Here is a 14,475-nt window from a genome sequence, read left to right on the forward strand (position 1 = left end):
GCCAAAACCGAACTCCCCAGCACTGGCCCGATGCCGGCCTGTCGGCAAGCCTCCCCCTACTCCTCCGGCTCCGTCGTGAAGAGCAGCGGGTAGCCCTGGCGCCGCCCCGCGTCGGTGGCGCTGGTCGCCTTGGTCTCGGCGACGTCCTTCGGGAAGACGGCGACGACGCAGGCGCCGCGGCGGTGGGCGGTCATCATGACGCGGTTGGCCTGCTCCTCGGCCAGGCGGAACTCGGCCTTCAGCACCGTCACCACGAACTCGCGGGGCGTGTAGTCGTCGTTGACCAGGATGACCTTGTGCAGCCGCGGCCGCTCGACCTTGAGCTGCGGTTTCGTGCGGGGCGTGGTCTTGACGTCACCCATCGCAGGGGCCGCTCCCGACGGCAGCGCTGAGGCGGGGCACGGCCCGCAGTCTGCCACGGCCGCGGGGCGGCCGTCCACGCGGCCGGACGACGGGCCCGTCAGGCGTCCACCCTCTCGCGCTTCGCCTCTTCCCGGGCCTCGTGGGCGCGGCGGCAGGCGTCGATCCGCTCGATGTGCTCCTGGCCCCAGGCGCAGAGCGGCGCCAGGGCGGCGCAGAGCGAGTGGCCGAAGGCGGTCATGGCGTAGTCGACGCGCGGCGGCACTTCCTTGTGGTCGGTGCGCGTCACGATGCCGTCGGCCTCCATCTCCTTCAGGTTCTGGATCAGCATCTTCTCGCTGATCCCCGGGATCTGCCGGCGCAGCTCGCCGAAGCGCAGCGGCCCGGAGCCGAGCGTCCAGAGGATCAGCACCTTCCACTTGCCGCCGACGACCTCGAGGGCCGCCTCCAGGCCGCAGCTGTACTGCCGGGGCTTCGAACCGTCGCCCATCGTCTCGTCCCTTCCCTTCCGGCTGCCGGGGCCTGCTGCAGGGAGACCACGCTCCCGAGCTTTTTCACACTTACCAGAAGGTAGGTATTTGCCCAAGGGAAATCACCCCCGACCTCTTGGATCCGAAGCGAGGCCCCTGCCCGACGCTTTGACAGGGCCCTTTTTGACAAGACTGGGCAAAAAACGGGGGGCATCGCGCTAAGCGGTCGCAGCGACCGCCGACATCTGAAGGGGCGCGCCGCCGCACCGGCCCGGCGCGCCGAGAAGGCCGGCCCGCCTCGGCGGGCCCGCGGGGTGAGAAGGGGTGATCCGATGACTTTCCGATTCCGTCGTCTGCTGCAGGGTTCCGCCGTCCTGGGCGCGGTCGCCGCGCTCGGCGTCGCCGCCGCCCTCCACCTCCTCCGGCCGGACGAGGCCGGCGGCAGAGCCGCGGCCGCCGCGCCGCCGCAGGCCGTGCCGGTCGCGGTGCGCACCCTGGAGCCTCGGAAGGTGCGCGCCTGGTCGGCCTTCTCCGGCCGCCTCCACGCCGTCGACGCCGCCGAGATCCGCCCGGAGGTCGGCGGCCGCATCACCGAGGTGCTGTTCGAGGACGGCCAGAACGTCGAGGCCGGCGACATCCTCTTCGTCATCGACCCGCGGCCCTACCAGGCGGCGGTCGCGCGCGCCGAGGCGGCCCTCGCCTCGGCCAGGGCCAACGTCGCCTTCACCAAGACGGACCTGGGCCGCGCCGCGGCCCTGGTCGGCAAGCACGCCGTCTCGCAGCGCTTCTACGACGAGCGCAGCAACGCCGCCCGGGTCGCCGAGGCGGCGGTCGAGACCGCCCAGGCGGAGCTCGACCAGGCCCGGCTCGACCTGGAGCACGCCTACGTGCGGGCGCCGATCTCGGGGCGCGCCGGCCGGGTCGAGCTGACCGTCGGCAACCTGGTCGCGGCCGGCCCCTCGGCGCCGCTGCTGACCAGCGTCGTCGCCGACAAGGCCGTCTACGCCGACTTCGAGGTCGACGAGCAGACCTACCTGGACTCGATCCGCGAGCAGGCCGTCGGCCGGGCCGCCGAGCGCGAGGTCCCGGTCGAGCTGTCGGTCGGCGAGGCCGGCGGCCGCGTCTACCGCGGCCACATCTACAGCTTCGACAACCGCATCGACCCGGCGAGCGGGACGATCCGCGCCCGCGCCCGCTTCGACAACGCCGACGGCACGCTGCTGCCCGGCATGTTCGTGACGGTGCGCCTGGGCGACGCCGCCGAGCGCGAGGCGCTGCTGCTGCCCGAGCGCGCGATCGGCTTCGACCAGAGCAAGACCTTCGTCTACCTCGTCGACGGCGCCGGCAAGGTCGCCTACCGCGAGGTCTCGCTCGGCCGGCAGATCGGCGCCGGGCGGGTCGTCCGCCGGGGCCTCGAGCCGGGCGACCGGGTCATCGTCGACGGGCTGCAGCACGTCCGGCCCGAGATGCTCGTCGCGGCCAGCGAAGCCCCCGCGCCGGCGGCGGCGCAGCAGGCCGCGGCCGCGAACTGAGCGCGCCGCCCTTCCGATCGGGCCCGAAGCCATGAACCTGTCCCGCTTCTTCATCGACCGGCCGATCTTCGCCGGCGTCATCTCGGTCGTCATCGTCCTGGCCGGCCTGGTCTCGCTGACCCAGCTGCCGATCTCGGAGTATCCCGAGGTCGTGCCGCCGACCGTGGTGGTGAAGGCACAGTTCCCCGGCGCCAACCCCAAGGTCATCGCCGAGACCGTGGCCTCGCCGCTGGAGGAGCAGATCAGCGGCACCGAGAACATGCTCTACATGTTCTCCCAGGCCTCGTCGGACGGCCTGCTGACCCTGACCGTGACCTTCAAGCTGGGCACCGACCCGGACCTGGCCCAGCAGCTGGTGCAGAACCGGGTCAACCAGGCCCTGCCGCGCCTGCCGGAGGTCACGCGCAGCCTCGGCGTCACCACGGTCAAGAGCTCGCCCGACCTGACCATGGTCGTGCACCTGACCTCGCCGAACCGGCGCTACGACATGCTGTACCTGCGCAACTACGCGGTGCTGAACGTCAAGGACCAGCTGGCCAAGATCCAGGGCGTCGGCAGCGTCCAGCTGTTCGGCTCGGGCGACTACGCGATGCGCATCTGGCTCAACCCGCGCAAGGTCGCCGAGCGCGGCCTGACGCCCCAGGACGTGGTCGCCGCGGTGCGCAGCCAGAACCAGCAGGTCTCGGCCGGCGTGATCGGCGGCCCGCCCTACGGCGAGGGCGTCGAGCTGCAGCTGCCGCTCAACGTCCAGGGCCGGCTCGACGACGCCGAGCAGTTCGGCCAGATGATCGTCAAGCGCGACGCCTCGGGCGCCGTGACGCGCCTCAGGGACGTCGCGCGCATCGAGATCGACGCCGCCCAGTACGGCCTGCGCTCGCTGCTCGACAACCAGCCCGCCGTCGCCATCCCGATCTTCCAGTCGCCGGGCTCGAACGCGATCGAGATCTCCGACCAGGTCCGCGCGACCATGGCGGAGCTGTCGAAGAGCTTCCCCGAGGGCGTCTCCTACTCGGTGGTCTACGACCCGACGGTCTTCGTGCGCGGCTCGATCGAGGCGGTGATCCACACCCTGCTCGAGGCGCTGGTCCTGGTCGTGCTGGTCGTCGTCGTGTTCCTGCAGACCTGGCGCGCCTCGATCATCCCGCTGCTCGCCGTGCCGGTCTCGATCGTCGGCACCTTCGCGGTCATGCTGGCCTTCGGCTTCTCGATCAACGCGCTGTCGCTGTTCGGCCTGGTGCTGGCGGTCGGCATCGTCGTCGACGACGCGATCGTCGTGGTCGAGAACGTCGAGCGCAACATCGAGAACGGGCTCGGCGCGCGCGACGCGGCGGTCCGCGCCATGACCGAGGTCACCAGCCCGATCGTCGCCATCACCCTGGTGCTCTGCGCGGTCTTCGTGCCGATCGCCTTCGTGACCGGCCTGACCGGCCAGTTCTATCGCCAGTTCGCCCTGACCATCGCGATCTCGACGGTGATCTCGGCCTTCAACTCGCTGACCCTCAGCCCGGCCCTGGCGGCGATCCTGCTGAAGCCGCACGGCGCGCCGAAGGACTGGCTGACCCGCGCCATCGACCGGGTCTTCGGCGGCTTCTTCCGCCGCTTCAACCAGGTCTTCCGGCGCGGCTCCGAGCACTACGGCGGCGGCGTCGCCCGGACCTTCCGCCACAAGGCGGTGGCGCTGCTGGTCTACGGCCTGCTGCTCGGCGGCGCCTATGCCGGCTTCCAGGCCGTGCCGCCGGGCTTCGTGCCGGTCCAGGACAAGCAGTACCTGGTCAGCTTCGCCCAGCTGCCGGACGGCGCCACCCTCGACCGCACCGAGCGGGTGATCCGCGAGATGTCGGAGATCGCCGACCGCGAGCCCGGGGTCGAGAGCGCCGTCGCCTTCCCGGGCCTGTCGATCAACGGCTTCATCAACAGCGCCAGCGCCGGCATCGTCTTCGTCACGCTGAAGCCCTTCGACCAGCGCCGCTCGGCCGACCTCTCGGGCTTCGCCATCGCACAGAAGCTGCAGGCCAGGTACGCCGGCATCAAGGACGCCTTCGTCGCGATCTTCCCGCCGCCCCCGGTCCAGGGCCTGGGCACGATCGGCGGCTTCAAGCTGCAGGTCGAGGACCGCCGGGACGTCGGCTACGAGGCGCTCGACACGGTCATGAAGCAGGTCGTCGCCAAGGCCCGCCAGGCGCCGGAGCTGGCCGGGGTGTTCACCAGCTACGCGATCAACGCGCCGCAGCTCTATGCCGATCTCGACCGCACCCGGGCGCGCCAGCTCGGCGTCGAGGTCGAGAATGTCTTCGCCGCGCTGCAGATCTACCTCGGCTCGCTCTATGTCAACGACTTCAACAAGTTCGGCCGGACCTACCAGGTCATCGCCCAGGCCGACGGCCAGTTCCGCGCGCATCCCGACGACATCCTGCGGCTGGAGACGCGCAGCAACGACGGCAGGATGGTGCCGCTCGGCGCGCTGCTCCGGGTCAGCAGCACGACCGGGCCGGAGAGCGCCATGCGCTACAACGGCTTCCGCTCCGCCGACCTCAACGGCGGCCCGGCGCCGGGCTACTCCAGCGGCCAGGCCCAGCAGGCGATGGTCAGGATCCTGAAGGAGACGCTGCCGCCGGGCATGGGCTTCGAGTGGACGGAGCTGACCTACCAGCAGGAGATCGCGGGCAACACGGCGATCATCGTCTTCCCGATCTGCGTGCTGCTGGTCTTCCTGGTGCTGGCCGCCAGGTACGAGAGCCTGCTGCTGCCGCTGGCGATCATCCTGATCGTGCCGCTCTGCCTGCTCTCGGCGATCGCCGGCGTCTGGCTGGCCGGCGGCGACAACAACATCTTCACCCAGATCGGCCTCTTCGTGCTGGTCGGCCTGGCCTGCAAGAACGCCATCCTGATCGTCGAGTTCGCCCGCGAGATCGAGGCCCGCGGCCAGAGCACGATCGCCGCAGCGGTCGAGGCGGCGCGCCTGCGCCTGCGGCCGATCCTGATGACCTCCTTCGCCTTCATCATGGGCGTCGTGCCGCTGGTCGTCTCGAGCGGCGCCGGCGCCGAGATGCGCCACGCCATGGGCGTCGCCGTCTTCTCCGGCATGCTCGGCGTCACGGTCTTCGGCCTGTTCCTGACGCCGCTCTTCTACGTCCTGCTGCGCGGCCTGGAGAAGCGGGTCACCGGCGAGGCGCGGGTGCCGGTGGCGGCGGAGTGACGGGCCGAGGGCGGATCCGGCCGATTGGATCGAAGCGGCCCCCCGTGCTTCACTCAGGCCATGGCCCTCCGCCCCTCGCTCGCCTCACGCTCGATCATCGGGCATCTCGCAACCTTCATCGCGGTCGCGGAGACCCGCTCGTTCCGGGCGGCGGCGGAGCAGATCGGGCGCTCGCAGCCGGCGGTGACGGCGCAGATCGCGCAGCTGGAGGAGCTGCTCGGGGTCAAGCTCTTCACCCGCACGACCCGGCAGGTCACGCCGACCCTGGCCGGGCGCGAGCTCCTGGAGCGCGCCAAGCGCCTGGTCGTCGAGACCGAGGAGCTGGTCCGCGACTTCCAGAGCGAGGACGCGCTGACCCGCGGCCGGGTCAGCGTCTCGGCCTCGCCGACCGTGGCGATCGGCCTGATGTCGCGCGCCCTGGTCCACTTCGAGCGCGAGTATCCCGGGATCTCCGTCTCGATCCGCGAGGACTTCGCCGACGAGATGTTCGAGGCGCTGCTGACCGGCCACGTCGAGATCGGTGTCGGGCCCTTCGCCCACGTGCCCGAGCGGCTCACCTTCGAGCCGATCCTGGAGCAGCCCTTCTACCTGATCCTGCCGCGCGGCCATGGCCTGGCCCGGCGCCGCCGGGTCCGCTTCGGCGAGATCGAGGGCCTGCCGCTGGTGCTGCCGGCCAAGGGGACGACCGCCCGGGCCCTGGTCGAGCGGACCGCCCGCCAGGCCGGCTTCCTGCCGCACATCAAGTGCGACGCCATGCAGTACCAGACCATCGCCACCATGGTCGCCGCCGGCCTGGGCATCACCGTGATGCCGATGGTCGACCGCCGCATGCTGTCGGCGCTGGAGCTGGTCGCGCTGCCCTTCGCCGACCTCGCCCCCTACCGCGAGGTCGGCATCCTGGCGCGGCGCAGCGAGCCCTGCTCGGCCGCGACCCGGGCCTTCCTGGACCTGCTGGGGCTGCTCTGCGCCAACCAGGCCGACCTCGGCGAGATCGGCCTCAGGCCGCTGTCCGGGCGTCCGACGGCGGCAGCCCGCTGATCGGATTTCCTGATCAATTAATCACCCTTTTGAGTTTGTCGCTGATCAGTAACCGCCCCTAAGCTTTCTCCAGTGAACCGACGGGCCGGCAGAGCCCGCGGCGGCCGGAGGAAGACTTCTTGCGATTCTACTGGAACGGCACCTCGCCCTTCGTGCGAAAGGTCTCGGTCGTGCTGATCGAGCTCGGCCTGTGGGACGCGGTCGAGCGCGTCCAGACCAATCCGCGCGACCAGGCCAGCGGCTTCTGGGACAGGAACCCGCTGGCCAAGGTGCCGGCCTTCGAGCTGGACGACGGCCAGGTGCTGTTCGACTCGCCGGTGATCTGCGCCTGGCTCGACGAGACCCACGGCGGCGGCCGGCTGTCGGGCACCGGCGAACGTCGCTGGCGCATCCAGACCCTGTCGGCGCTCGCCGACGGCGCCATCGAGGGCGGCCTGCTGGCGCGCCAGGAGACGATGCGGCCGGAGGGCGAGCAGTCGCCGGCCTGGATCGACAAGCAGCTGGCGATCGCCCAGCGCGGGCTGGACCGGCTGGACGCCTCGGTCGCGGAGCTCGCCGGCGAGCCGAACCTGGCGGCGATCGGGGCCGCCTGCGGCATCGCCTGGCTGGGCTTCCGTCATTCCCGGATCGACTGGCTGCAGGGGCGGCCCCGCCTCGCCGAATGGTACGCCGGCTTCGCCGAGCGCCCCTCGATGACCGGAACCCTGCCCGGCTGAGGCCGCGGCACGCAAGCAAACCACCAAGAGGCCGCGGACAGAAGCAACGGCCCGGACAAATCAGAACCGAACCAAGACGGGAGGAACGTCGGATGAAGAAGGTAGATCGCCGCAAGGTGCTGGCCGGCATGAGCGCGGGCGCGCTCGCGCTCGGCCTCGGGGCCCGCCCGCTGCGTGCCGCCAAGATCGAGGTCACGGTCGCGCACGGCAGCCCTCTGAAGCACGTCATCGCGGCCCAGGGCGTGCAGCCCTGGATGGACCGGGTGACCGAGCTGACCGGCGGCGCGGTCAAGTTCAACTACTACCCGGCCGGCCAGATCGCCAAGCTGAAGGAGCTGCTCTCGGCCCTGCAGAGCGGCGTCGCCGACTTCGTGCCGGTGCCGGTCGGCTACGTCTCCGACAAGCTGCCGCTCAACGGCGTGTCGATGCTGCCGGGCCTCGGCGGCTCGTCCCAGGCGATCGTCACGGCGCACAGCGACCAGCTGGCCGACGGCGGCGCGCTGGCCAAGGAGTTCGCCTCGCAGGACTGCGATCCGCTCTGGGTCATGGCCTTCCCGCCCTACCAGATCGTCTCCACCGGCGACCCGATCAAGACGGTCGACGACTTCAAGGGCAAGGTCATCCGCTCGGCCGGCGGCTCGATGAACCTGGTGATCAACGCGCTCGGCGCCTCGCCGGCCGAGATCCCGGTCAGCGACATGTACGTGGCCCTGGAGCGCGGCACGGTCGGCGCGACGATCTCGGCGCTGTCCAGCCTCAAGCCCTACAAGGTCGACGAGATCATGAAGGCGGCCAGCACCAACGGCTCGTTCGGCACCTTCGTCAACATCTTCTGCGGCAACGCCAAGAAGATGGCCAGCCTGCCGAAGGAGATCCGGGACGCCATGGTCCAGGCCGGCAAGGACACGCAGACCTCGGCCTCGACCTTCATGGACAACGAGGTCGGCGGCCTGATCAAGGAGTTCGAGGGCGCGGGCAAGACGATGTACGCCTTCGCACCGGACCAGCTGAAGGCGATCAACGCCGAGCTCGCCAAGGTCCAGGACGAGTGGGTCAAGCGGCTCGCGGACCGCGGCCTGCCGGCCGACAAGGTGCTGGCGAAGTTCCGCGAGCTGACCGCGAGCTGAGCGGCCGGCCCGATCGAAACGGCTGAGGCGAGGCGGCGATGGCCTACGCGCACTGGCACGCACGCACCGACCGGGTGCTCTGCGTCGTCGAGAACGTCGCGGCCGTCGCCGCCGGCGCCGTCCTGGTGGCGATCATGGTGCTGGTCTCGCTCGACGCGATCCTGCGCCATGCCTTCGCCGCGCCGCTGACCTTCCAGCTGACCCTGACCGAGGACTACCTGCTGGTCGCCATGGTCCTGCTGGCCCTGCCCTGGGGCTACCGCAAGGGCGGCGCGATCCAGGTGCGCCTGCTGCTCGACAGCTGCCCGGCGGCCTTCAACCAGATGGTGATCCGGCTCGGCCTGCTCGCCGCCGCGGTCTACCTGGCGGCGCTCGCCTGGTTCTCCTGGGGGCGCTTCCTCGACGCACTGGTCAACGACGAGGTGACCATGGGCGTGATCGACTGGCCGGTCGACTGGTCCTGGGTCTGGGTGCCGCTCGGGCTCGGGCTGCTGGCCCTCCGGGTGCTGCTCGACGCCGTCGCCCCGACCCTCAAGCCGATCGGCAGCGACCACGAGGTCGAAGAAGGACCTGAGCACCCATGACCATCCTGCTCGGTGTCGGCCTGCTGCTGGTGCTGATCGCCCTCGGCCTGCCGATCGGCTTCGCACTCGGCATCGCCGGCACGATCTGCCTGCTCGTCATCGCGCCCGCGCCGGTCGTGCCGGGGCTGATGGAGAGCGTCGTCCACCACACGACCGCGAACTTCGTGCTGCTGACCATCCCGATGTTCGTGCTGATGAGCGAGCTGCTCAGCGCCGGCGGCGTCGCCCGCGACCTGATGCTGGCCTGCGGCCGCCTGCTGCGCCGGGTGCGCGGCGGCCTCGCGGTCACCGCGGTCCTGGCCGGCGCCGTGCTGGCCGCCGCCTCGGGCAGCAGCACCGCGGCGGTCGCGGCGATCGCCCGCTCGACCTTCCCGACCATGAAGGCGCTCGGCTACAAGCCCGGCTTCGCGGTCGGCACGATCTCGGTCGCCGGCACGCTGGCGATCATGATCCCGCCCTCGATCGCCTTCGTCGTCTACGGCATCATCTCCGAGGAATCGATCGGCAAGCTGTTCATCGCCGGCATCCTGCCCGGCCTGCTGACCGCGCTCGGCTACATCGTCACGATCTCGCTCTGCGTCTGGCGCCGGCCCGAGCTGGCGCCGGCCCCGAAGGCCCGGCCGGCCTCGCTCGGCGCGGCGGCGGCGCCGGAGGAGCGCGGCCGGGTCTGGCCGGTGATGATCCTGATCGTCCTGGTGCTCGGCGCGCTCTACAGCGGCACGGCGACGCCCAGCGAGGTCGGCGCGATCGGCGCGATCGGCGCCCTGCTGATCACCGTGGTCATGGGCCGGCTCGACCGCCGCGCCTTCGGCGAGGCGATCGGCCACACGCTGCGCACCACGACGATGATCGTGACGATCATCTTCGGCGCCGTGCTGTTCGGCTACTTCATGGCCTTCACCCAGATGACCGGAGCGATCCTGGACTGGATCGCGGCCAGCAACCTGTCACCGCACGCCGTGCTGGCCCTGATCCTGGTCTTCTACGTGCTGCTCGGCATGTTCATGGACCAGTTCGCGATCATCGTGCTGACCGTGCCGATCACCCACGCCATCGCGACCGGCCTGGGCTTCGACGGCATCTGGTTCGGGGTGCTGATCGTCAAGACCGCCGAGATCGGCCTGATCACGCCGCCGGTCGGCCTCAACATCTTCATCGCCTCGGCCTCGACCGGCGTGCCGACGCGCCAGGGCTTCTCCGGCGTGCTGCCCTTCGTGCTGACCGAGCTGATCCTGCTGGTCGTCCTGGTCGCCTTCCCCTCGATCACGCTCACCCTGCCGAGCCTGATGCGCTGAGCAGCCGCGCCGTGCCCGTCCTCCCCGCCCCTTCAGAGAGTCCTTCATGAAGCTCGTTACCTACGAAGCCGCTGGCCGGATCCGGGTCGGCCTGTTGAACGCCGGTCAGGTCGTCGACCTCGCCGACCTGCTGGACCCGGCGCCGGCCGACATGCTGGCGCTGCTGCAGGGCGGCCTGGAGCGGCTGCGCGCGGTCGCCGCGGAGGCGCTGCCGGAGGGCGAGCCGCTGGCCGCCGTCAGGCTGCTGGCGCCGGTTCCGCGGCCTGGCAAGGTGATCGGCGTCGGCCGCAACTACGGCGCCCACGCCGCCGAGGGCGGCCTGGAGGCGCAGGAGCAGCCGCGGCTCTTCACCAAGGTGCCCTCCTCGGTGGTCGGGCCCGGCGCGGCGATCGAGAAGCCGGCCGCCGTCACCCGCCTGGACTGGGAGGCCGAGCTGGCCGTCGTCGTCGGCCGCACGATGCGCGACGTGCCGGAGGCCGAGGCGCTCGACTTCGTCGCCGGCTACACGCTGCTCAACGACGTCTCGGCGCGCGAATTCCAGTTCGACGTCAAGCCGCCGCAGACCAGCTTCGCGAAATCGATGGACGGCTTCTGCCCGATGGGCCCCTGCCTGGTCACGGCGGACGAGATCCCCGACCCCGGCCACCTGCAGGTCCGCTGCCGGGTCAACGGCAAAGTCATGCAGGACGGCAACACCCACGACATGATCTTCCCGGTGCCCACCGTGCTGTCCTACGTCAGCCGCTACCTGACCCTGGAGCCGGGCGACGTCATCGCGACCGGCACGCCCGAGGGCGTCGGCGTGTTCCGCAAGCCGCCGGTCTACCTCGTGCCCGGCGACCGGGTCGAGGTCGAGATCCCCGGGATCGGCGTGCTGGAGAACCCGGTGGTGCTGCGCGGAGCCGGGGCATGAGCGCCGCGGCCGAGACCCCGCGCTTTCCGGAGGGCGTGGTGCGCCGCCAGTGCGCGGCGATCCTCGCCGGCTGGGGCCTGGCGGGCGAGAACCTCGAGGCCAGCGTCGACGCCCTGACCGACTGCGACCTGCGCGGCATCGACACCCACGGCATCTCCCTGCTCGCGCTGATCTCGAACTGGATGAAGAACGGTGGCTACGACCTTGCAGTAGAACCGAAAATCGAGGCAGAAGGCCCGGCCCATGCGACGGTCGACGCCGGCAACGGCCTGGGCTTCCCGGCGGCCGCCTTCGCGACCCGCCTCGCCGTCCGCAAGGCCAAGCAGGCCGGCATCGCAGTGACCACGGTGCGCCGCTCGCATCACTTCGGCGCCGCCGGCTACTACGCGCGCCTCGCCGCCCGCGAGGGCGTGATCTGCCTGGTCGCGACCTCGACCAAGGTGGTCTGCGTCGTGCCGCCGGGCGGCGCCGAGCCGGTGCTCGGCACCAACCCGCTGGCCTACGGCATCCCGACCGCCGGGGGCGAGCCGATCGTCTTCGACATGGCGACCTCGACCGCGGCCGGCAACAAGATCCGCATCCACCACCTGCAGGACAAGCCGCTGCCCGAGGGCTGGGTCGTCGACGGCGAGGGCCGGCCGGTGACCGACCCGCACGCCGCCTACCGGATCATCTACGGGGGCGCGCCCGGCGGCCTGACCGCGCTCGGCGCGACGCCGGCGCTCGGCGTCCACAAGGGCTACGGCCTGGCTTTGCTCGGCCACTTCCTCGGCGGCAGCCTGGCCGGCGGCGCCTTCAACGGCGCGGCGCGGCAGACGGCCGGCAGCGAGGACAACATCGGCCACTGCTTCATCGCGATCGATCCCGCGCTGCTGCGCGGCTTCGAGGCCTTCACCGCCGACGTCGGCACGGTGGCCGGCCGCCTGCGCGGCGCGGCACCGGTCGATCCCGGGCGCCCGGTGCTGATGCCGGGCGACATCGAGAACCAGGTGCGCGCGGCGCGCCTGAAAGAGGGCGTGCCGCTGGCGCCGGCGCTGCTGGCCCAGCTCTCGGCGATCGCCAAGGGCCTCGGCGTGCCCTTCCACCTGACGCCGGAGGCCGCGCTCTCCGACCGACCCGCAAGCCAGTAAGGGAGCCTCGAAGGTGTTCGACATCGTCCCGACCGGTGAGATCCTTGGCGCCACGATCGAGGGGCTGGACCTGTCGCAGCCGCTGACCGACGCCGACTTCAGGGGCCTGCTCCGGGCCCTCGGCCGCCACGGCGTGCTGCGCTTCCCGCGGCAGTCGCTGGACCCCGCCGCCCACAAGGCCTTCGCCTCGCGCTTCGGCACGCTGGAGGTCAACGTCGCCGGCAGCTTCCAGGTCGAGGGCCATCCGGAGGTGATGATCCTCTCGAACATCGTCGAGGAGGGAAAGCCGATCGGCATCGCCGACGCCGGCCAGGACTGGCACACCGACATGTCCTACAGCGCGGTGATCTCGCTGACCAACGTGCTCTTCGCCCTCAAGGTGCCGCACGACGAGGCCGGCAATCCGCTCGGCAACACCCAGTTCGCCAGCATGCAGGCCGCCTACGACGACCTGCCCGACGCGGTGAAGCGGCGCCTCGAGGGCGCCACGGCCGAGCACGACTTCAACAAGTTCTGGGAGATGATGCGCCGCGAGAAGGGCAGCACCCGGCCGCCGCTCAGCGAGGAGCAGCGGCGCAGGAAGCCGCCGGTGCACCACCCGGTCGTGCTGACCCACCCGATCACCGGCCGCAAGGTGCTCTACGCCAATCCCGGCTACACCGTCCGGATCGACGGCTGGCCGCAGGCCGAGAGCGACGAGATGCTGGACGTCCTGTTCCGCCACCAGCTGCAGGAGAAGTACATCTACACGCACCGCTGGACCGAGGGCGACGTGCTGATGTGGGACAACATCGGCTGCCTGCACAACGCCATCGCCGACTACCGGGCGGACCAGCCGCGCTACATGCGGCGCTGCCAGGTCATGGCCGACTGGATCTTCGAGCACCCGCTGGCCGGGGCCGCCTGAGCGACGAGGGAGCGAGGCATGCACTTCTACGAGCCCAAGGACGGCCACCGCCTGGCCTACGACCCCTTCAAGGCGATCGTGGCGCCGCGACCGATCGGCTGGATCTCGACGCTCGACGCCGAGGGCCGGCCGAACCTGGCGCCCTACAGCTTCTTCAACGCGATGTGCAGCCGGCCGCCGATGGTCGCCTTCTCCAGCGAGGGGCCGAAGGACTCGCCGCGCAACGCCGAGGCGACCGGCGAGTTCGTCTTCAACCTCTCGACCCTGCCGCTGGCCCGCCAGATGAACGCGACCTCGGCGATGGTCGAGCCCGGCGTCGACGAGTTCGCGCTCGCCGGCCTGACCGCGGCGCCCTGCCGCCTGGTCAAGGCGCCGCGCGTCGCCGAGAGCCCGGCGGCGCTGGAATGCCGGGTGCTCCAGGTCCTGCGCCTCGAGGACCTGGACGGCGGTGACACCGGCCAGATCGTCGTGCTCGGCCAGGTCGTCGGCGTGCACCTCGACGAGCGCTTCCTGAAGGACGGCTACTTCGACACGGCCGCCGCCCAGGCCCTGGCGCGCTGCGGCTACCGCGACTTCGCCGCGGTCACCGAGGTCTTCGCCCTGCTGCGCCCGGAGGAGGCAGCGGCGGCCGCCAAGTAGGGCAGCGCCGCCACCGGGCTATTCCACCAGCTCGGCGCTCTCCCTGGCCTCCTCCGGCCGGACCTCCTGCCAGCAGGCCAGGCCGCCACGGGCGGCCCGGCCGGCGAGATCCAGGAGCTGTCCGGCTTCGCTCGCATAGTCCTGCAGGGCGGTGGTGAACCAGCGCTGCTGCAGCGCCACCAGGTCGGGGACGTCCCGGCAGCGGGCGAGCGACAGCGGAAGCTCGGCGTCGGCCTGCAGCCGGGACGTCGTGAAGCGGAGGAGCTCCTGCTGCCAGGCCAGGCAGGTTCGGGCACAGTCCTCGCTGCCGCGCAGCACCGCATCGAAGGCGGTGGGGTCGAAGGCGAGGAACGGGGGGGCGGCGGCAGCATTCCCGGCTGCCGCGCTTCGGTCCTGCGTCGCTGGCTTCGGCATCGCGTTTCTCCCTGGATCGAGCCTCGGCGGCACGCCTCCCCGCGCCGCCCTTCCGACAGCAAAGGCGAGGTCGCGGAACCGGCCCTTGATCCAGATCAGGCTGTGGCGAAAGACCACAACCGGCGCGCTCTCTCGTCCCGCCGGGCGGCAACCC

The 14,475-nt window shown here is 71.2% G+C and carries 14 protein-coding genes; 11 read left to right on the forward strand and 3 right to left on the reverse strand.

What is annotated here, in order from left to right; all coding sequences use genetic code 11:
- Nucleotides 1–56: 56 nt before the first annotated feature.
- Both clpS and B9O00_RS20925 read right to left on the reverse strand, forming a co-directional pair.
- Complete coding sequence (gene clpS, locus B9O00_RS20920) at nucleotides 57–362, reverse strand: ATP-dependent Clp protease adapter ClpS (protein WP_085124676.1); 306 nt, start codon at nucleotides 360–362, stop codon at nucleotides 57–59.
- Between the two features lie 98 nt (nucleotides 363–460).
- Complete coding sequence (locus B9O00_RS20925; protein ID WP_085124677.1) at nucleotides 461–850, reverse strand: winged helix-turn-helix transcriptional regulator; 390 nt, start codon at nucleotides 848–850, stop codon at nucleotides 461–463.
- 312 nt (nucleotides 851–1,162) lie between these two features.
- On the opposite strand from B9O00_RS20925, the gene B9O00_RS20930 reads away from it, so the two are divergent.
- From B9O00_RS20930 to B9O00_RS20980, 11 genes are all read left to right on the forward strand, one after another.
- Nucleotides 1,163–2,362: an efflux RND transporter periplasmic adaptor subunit gene (locus tag B9O00_RS20930; RefSeq protein WP_085124678.1), complete on the forward strand. Its 1,200-nt coding sequence runs from the start codon at nucleotides 1,163–1,165 to the stop codon at nucleotides 2,360–2,362.
- A 31-nt stretch (nucleotides 2,363–2,393) separates the two neighbouring features.
- On the forward strand, nucleotides 2,394–5,558 hold the full coding sequence (locus B9O00_RS20935) for an efflux RND transporter permease subunit (RefSeq protein WP_085124679.1): 3,165 nt from the start codon (nucleotides 2,394–2,396) through the stop codon (nucleotides 5,556–5,558).
- 60 nt (nucleotides 5,559–5,618) lie between these two features.
- Nucleotides 5,619–6,596 (forward strand): LysR family transcriptional regulator, encoded by a 978-nt coding sequence (locus B9O00_RS20940; RefSeq protein ID WP_085124680.1) that lies wholly within the window; start codon nucleotides 5,619–5,621, stop codon nucleotides 6,594–6,596.
- 119 nt (nucleotides 6,597–6,715) lie between these two features.
- Nucleotides 6,716–7,312, forward strand: a complete 597-nt coding sequence (locus B9O00_RS20945) for a glutathione S-transferase N-terminal domain-containing protein (protein WP_085124681.1) — start codon at nucleotides 6,716–6,718, stop codon at nucleotides 7,310–7,312.
- Nucleotides 7,313–7,404: 92 nt separating this feature from the next.
- On the forward strand, nucleotides 7,405–8,439 hold the full coding sequence (locus tag B9O00_RS20950; RefSeq protein WP_200808605.1) for a TRAP transporter substrate-binding protein: 1,035 nt from the start codon (nucleotides 7,405–7,407) through the stop codon (nucleotides 8,437–8,439).
- A 38-nt stretch (nucleotides 8,440–8,477) separates the two neighbouring features.
- A complete protein-coding gene (locus tag B9O00_RS20955; RefSeq protein ID WP_085124682.1) occupies nucleotides 8,478–9,023 on the forward strand; it encodes a TRAP transporter small permease subunit in 546 nt (181 codons plus the stop codon).
- Nucleotides 9,020–10,318, forward strand: coding sequence for a TRAP transporter large permease (locus B9O00_RS20960; RefSeq protein WP_085124683.1), 1,299 nt, complete (start codon nucleotides 9,020–9,022; stop codon nucleotides 10,316–10,318). Before B9O00_RS20955 ends, B9O00_RS20960 begins: the two co-directional genes overlap by 4 nt.
- A 46-nt stretch (nucleotides 10,319–10,364) precedes the next feature.
- The gene (locus B9O00_RS20965) at nucleotides 10,365–11,231 is read left to right on the forward strand and encodes a fumarylacetoacetate hydrolase family protein (protein ID WP_085124684.1); all 867 of its coding nucleotides are present in this window, start codon (nucleotides 10,365–10,367) and stop codon (nucleotides 11,229–11,231) included.
- Complete coding sequence (locus B9O00_RS20970) at nucleotides 11,228–12,361, forward strand: Ldh family oxidoreductase (protein ID WP_085124685.1); 1,134 nt, start codon at nucleotides 11,228–11,230, stop codon at nucleotides 12,359–12,361. Before B9O00_RS20965 ends, B9O00_RS20970 begins: the two co-directional genes overlap by 4 nt.
- A 13-nt stretch (nucleotides 12,362–12,374) precedes the next feature.
- Entirely contained in the window at nucleotides 12,375–13,268 is an 894-nt protein-coding gene (locus B9O00_RS20975; RefSeq protein ID WP_085124686.1) for a TauD/TfdA dioxygenase family protein, read from the forward strand.
- Between the two features lie 18 nt (nucleotides 13,269–13,286).
- The gene (locus B9O00_RS20980; RefSeq protein WP_085124687.1) at nucleotides 13,287–13,907 is read left to right on the forward strand and encodes a flavin reductase family protein; all 621 of its coding nucleotides are present in this window, start codon (nucleotides 13,287–13,289) and stop codon (nucleotides 13,905–13,907) included.
- Nucleotides 13,908–13,925: 18 nt separating this feature from the next.
- Here the strand turns inward: B9O00_RS20980 and B9O00_RS20985 are convergent, their stop codons facing one another.
- Entirely contained in the window at nucleotides 13,926–14,438 is a 513-nt protein-coding gene (locus tag B9O00_RS20985; protein WP_143598803.1) for a phasin family protein, read from the reverse strand.
- Nucleotides 14,439–14,475 lie beyond the last annotated feature (37 nt).

The organism is Tistlia consotensis USBA 355, from assembly GCF_900177295.1.
Lineage (GTDB): Bacteria > Pseudomonadota > Alphaproteobacteria > Kiloniellales > DSM-21159 > Tistlia > Tistlia consotensis.

Excerpts from the sequence above, each read along its gene's own strand:
- clpS (WP_085124676.1), bottom strand. The coding sequence starts at position 362 with ATGGGTGACGTCAAGACCACGCCCCGCACGAAACCGCAGCTCAAGGTC.
- B9O00_RS20925 (WP_085124677.1), bottom strand. The coding sequence starts at position 850 with ATGGGCGACGGTTCGAAGCCCCGGCAGTACAGCTGCGGCCTGGAGGCG.
- B9O00_RS20970 (WP_085124685.1), top strand. The coding sequence starts at position 11,228 with ATGAGCGCCGCGGCCGAGACCCCGCGCTTTCCGGAGGGCGTGGTGCGC.
- B9O00_RS20950 (WP_200808605.1), top strand. The coding sequence starts at position 7,405 with ATGAAGAAGGTAGATCGCCGCAAGGTGCTGGCCGGCATGAGCGCGGGC.
- B9O00_RS20935 (WP_085124679.1), top strand. The coding sequence starts at position 2,394 with ATGAACCTGTCCCGCTTCTTCATCGACCGGCCGATCTTCGCCGGCGTC.
- B9O00_RS20980 (WP_085124687.1), top strand. The coding sequence starts at position 13,287 with ATGCACTTCTACGAGCCCAAGGACGGCCACCGCCTGGCCTACGACCCC.
- B9O00_RS20940 (WP_085124680.1), top strand. The coding sequence starts at position 5,619 with ATGGCCCTCCGCCCCTCGCTCGCCTCACGCTCGATCATCGGGCATCTC.
- B9O00_RS20955 (WP_085124682.1), top strand. The coding sequence starts at position 8,478 with ATGGCCTACGCGCACTGGCACGCACGCACCGACCGGGTGCTCTGCGTC.
- B9O00_RS20930 (WP_085124678.1), top strand. The coding sequence starts at position 1,163 with ATGACTTTCCGATTCCGTCGTCTGCTGCAGGGTTCCGCCGTCCTGGGC.
- B9O00_RS20960 (WP_085124683.1), top strand. The coding sequence starts at position 9,020 with ATGACCATCCTGCTCGGTGTCGGCCTGCTGCTGGTGCTGATCGCCCTC.
- B9O00_RS20965 (WP_085124684.1), top strand. The coding sequence starts at position 10,365 with ATGAAGCTCGTTACCTACGAAGCCGCTGGCCGGATCCGGGTCGGCCTG.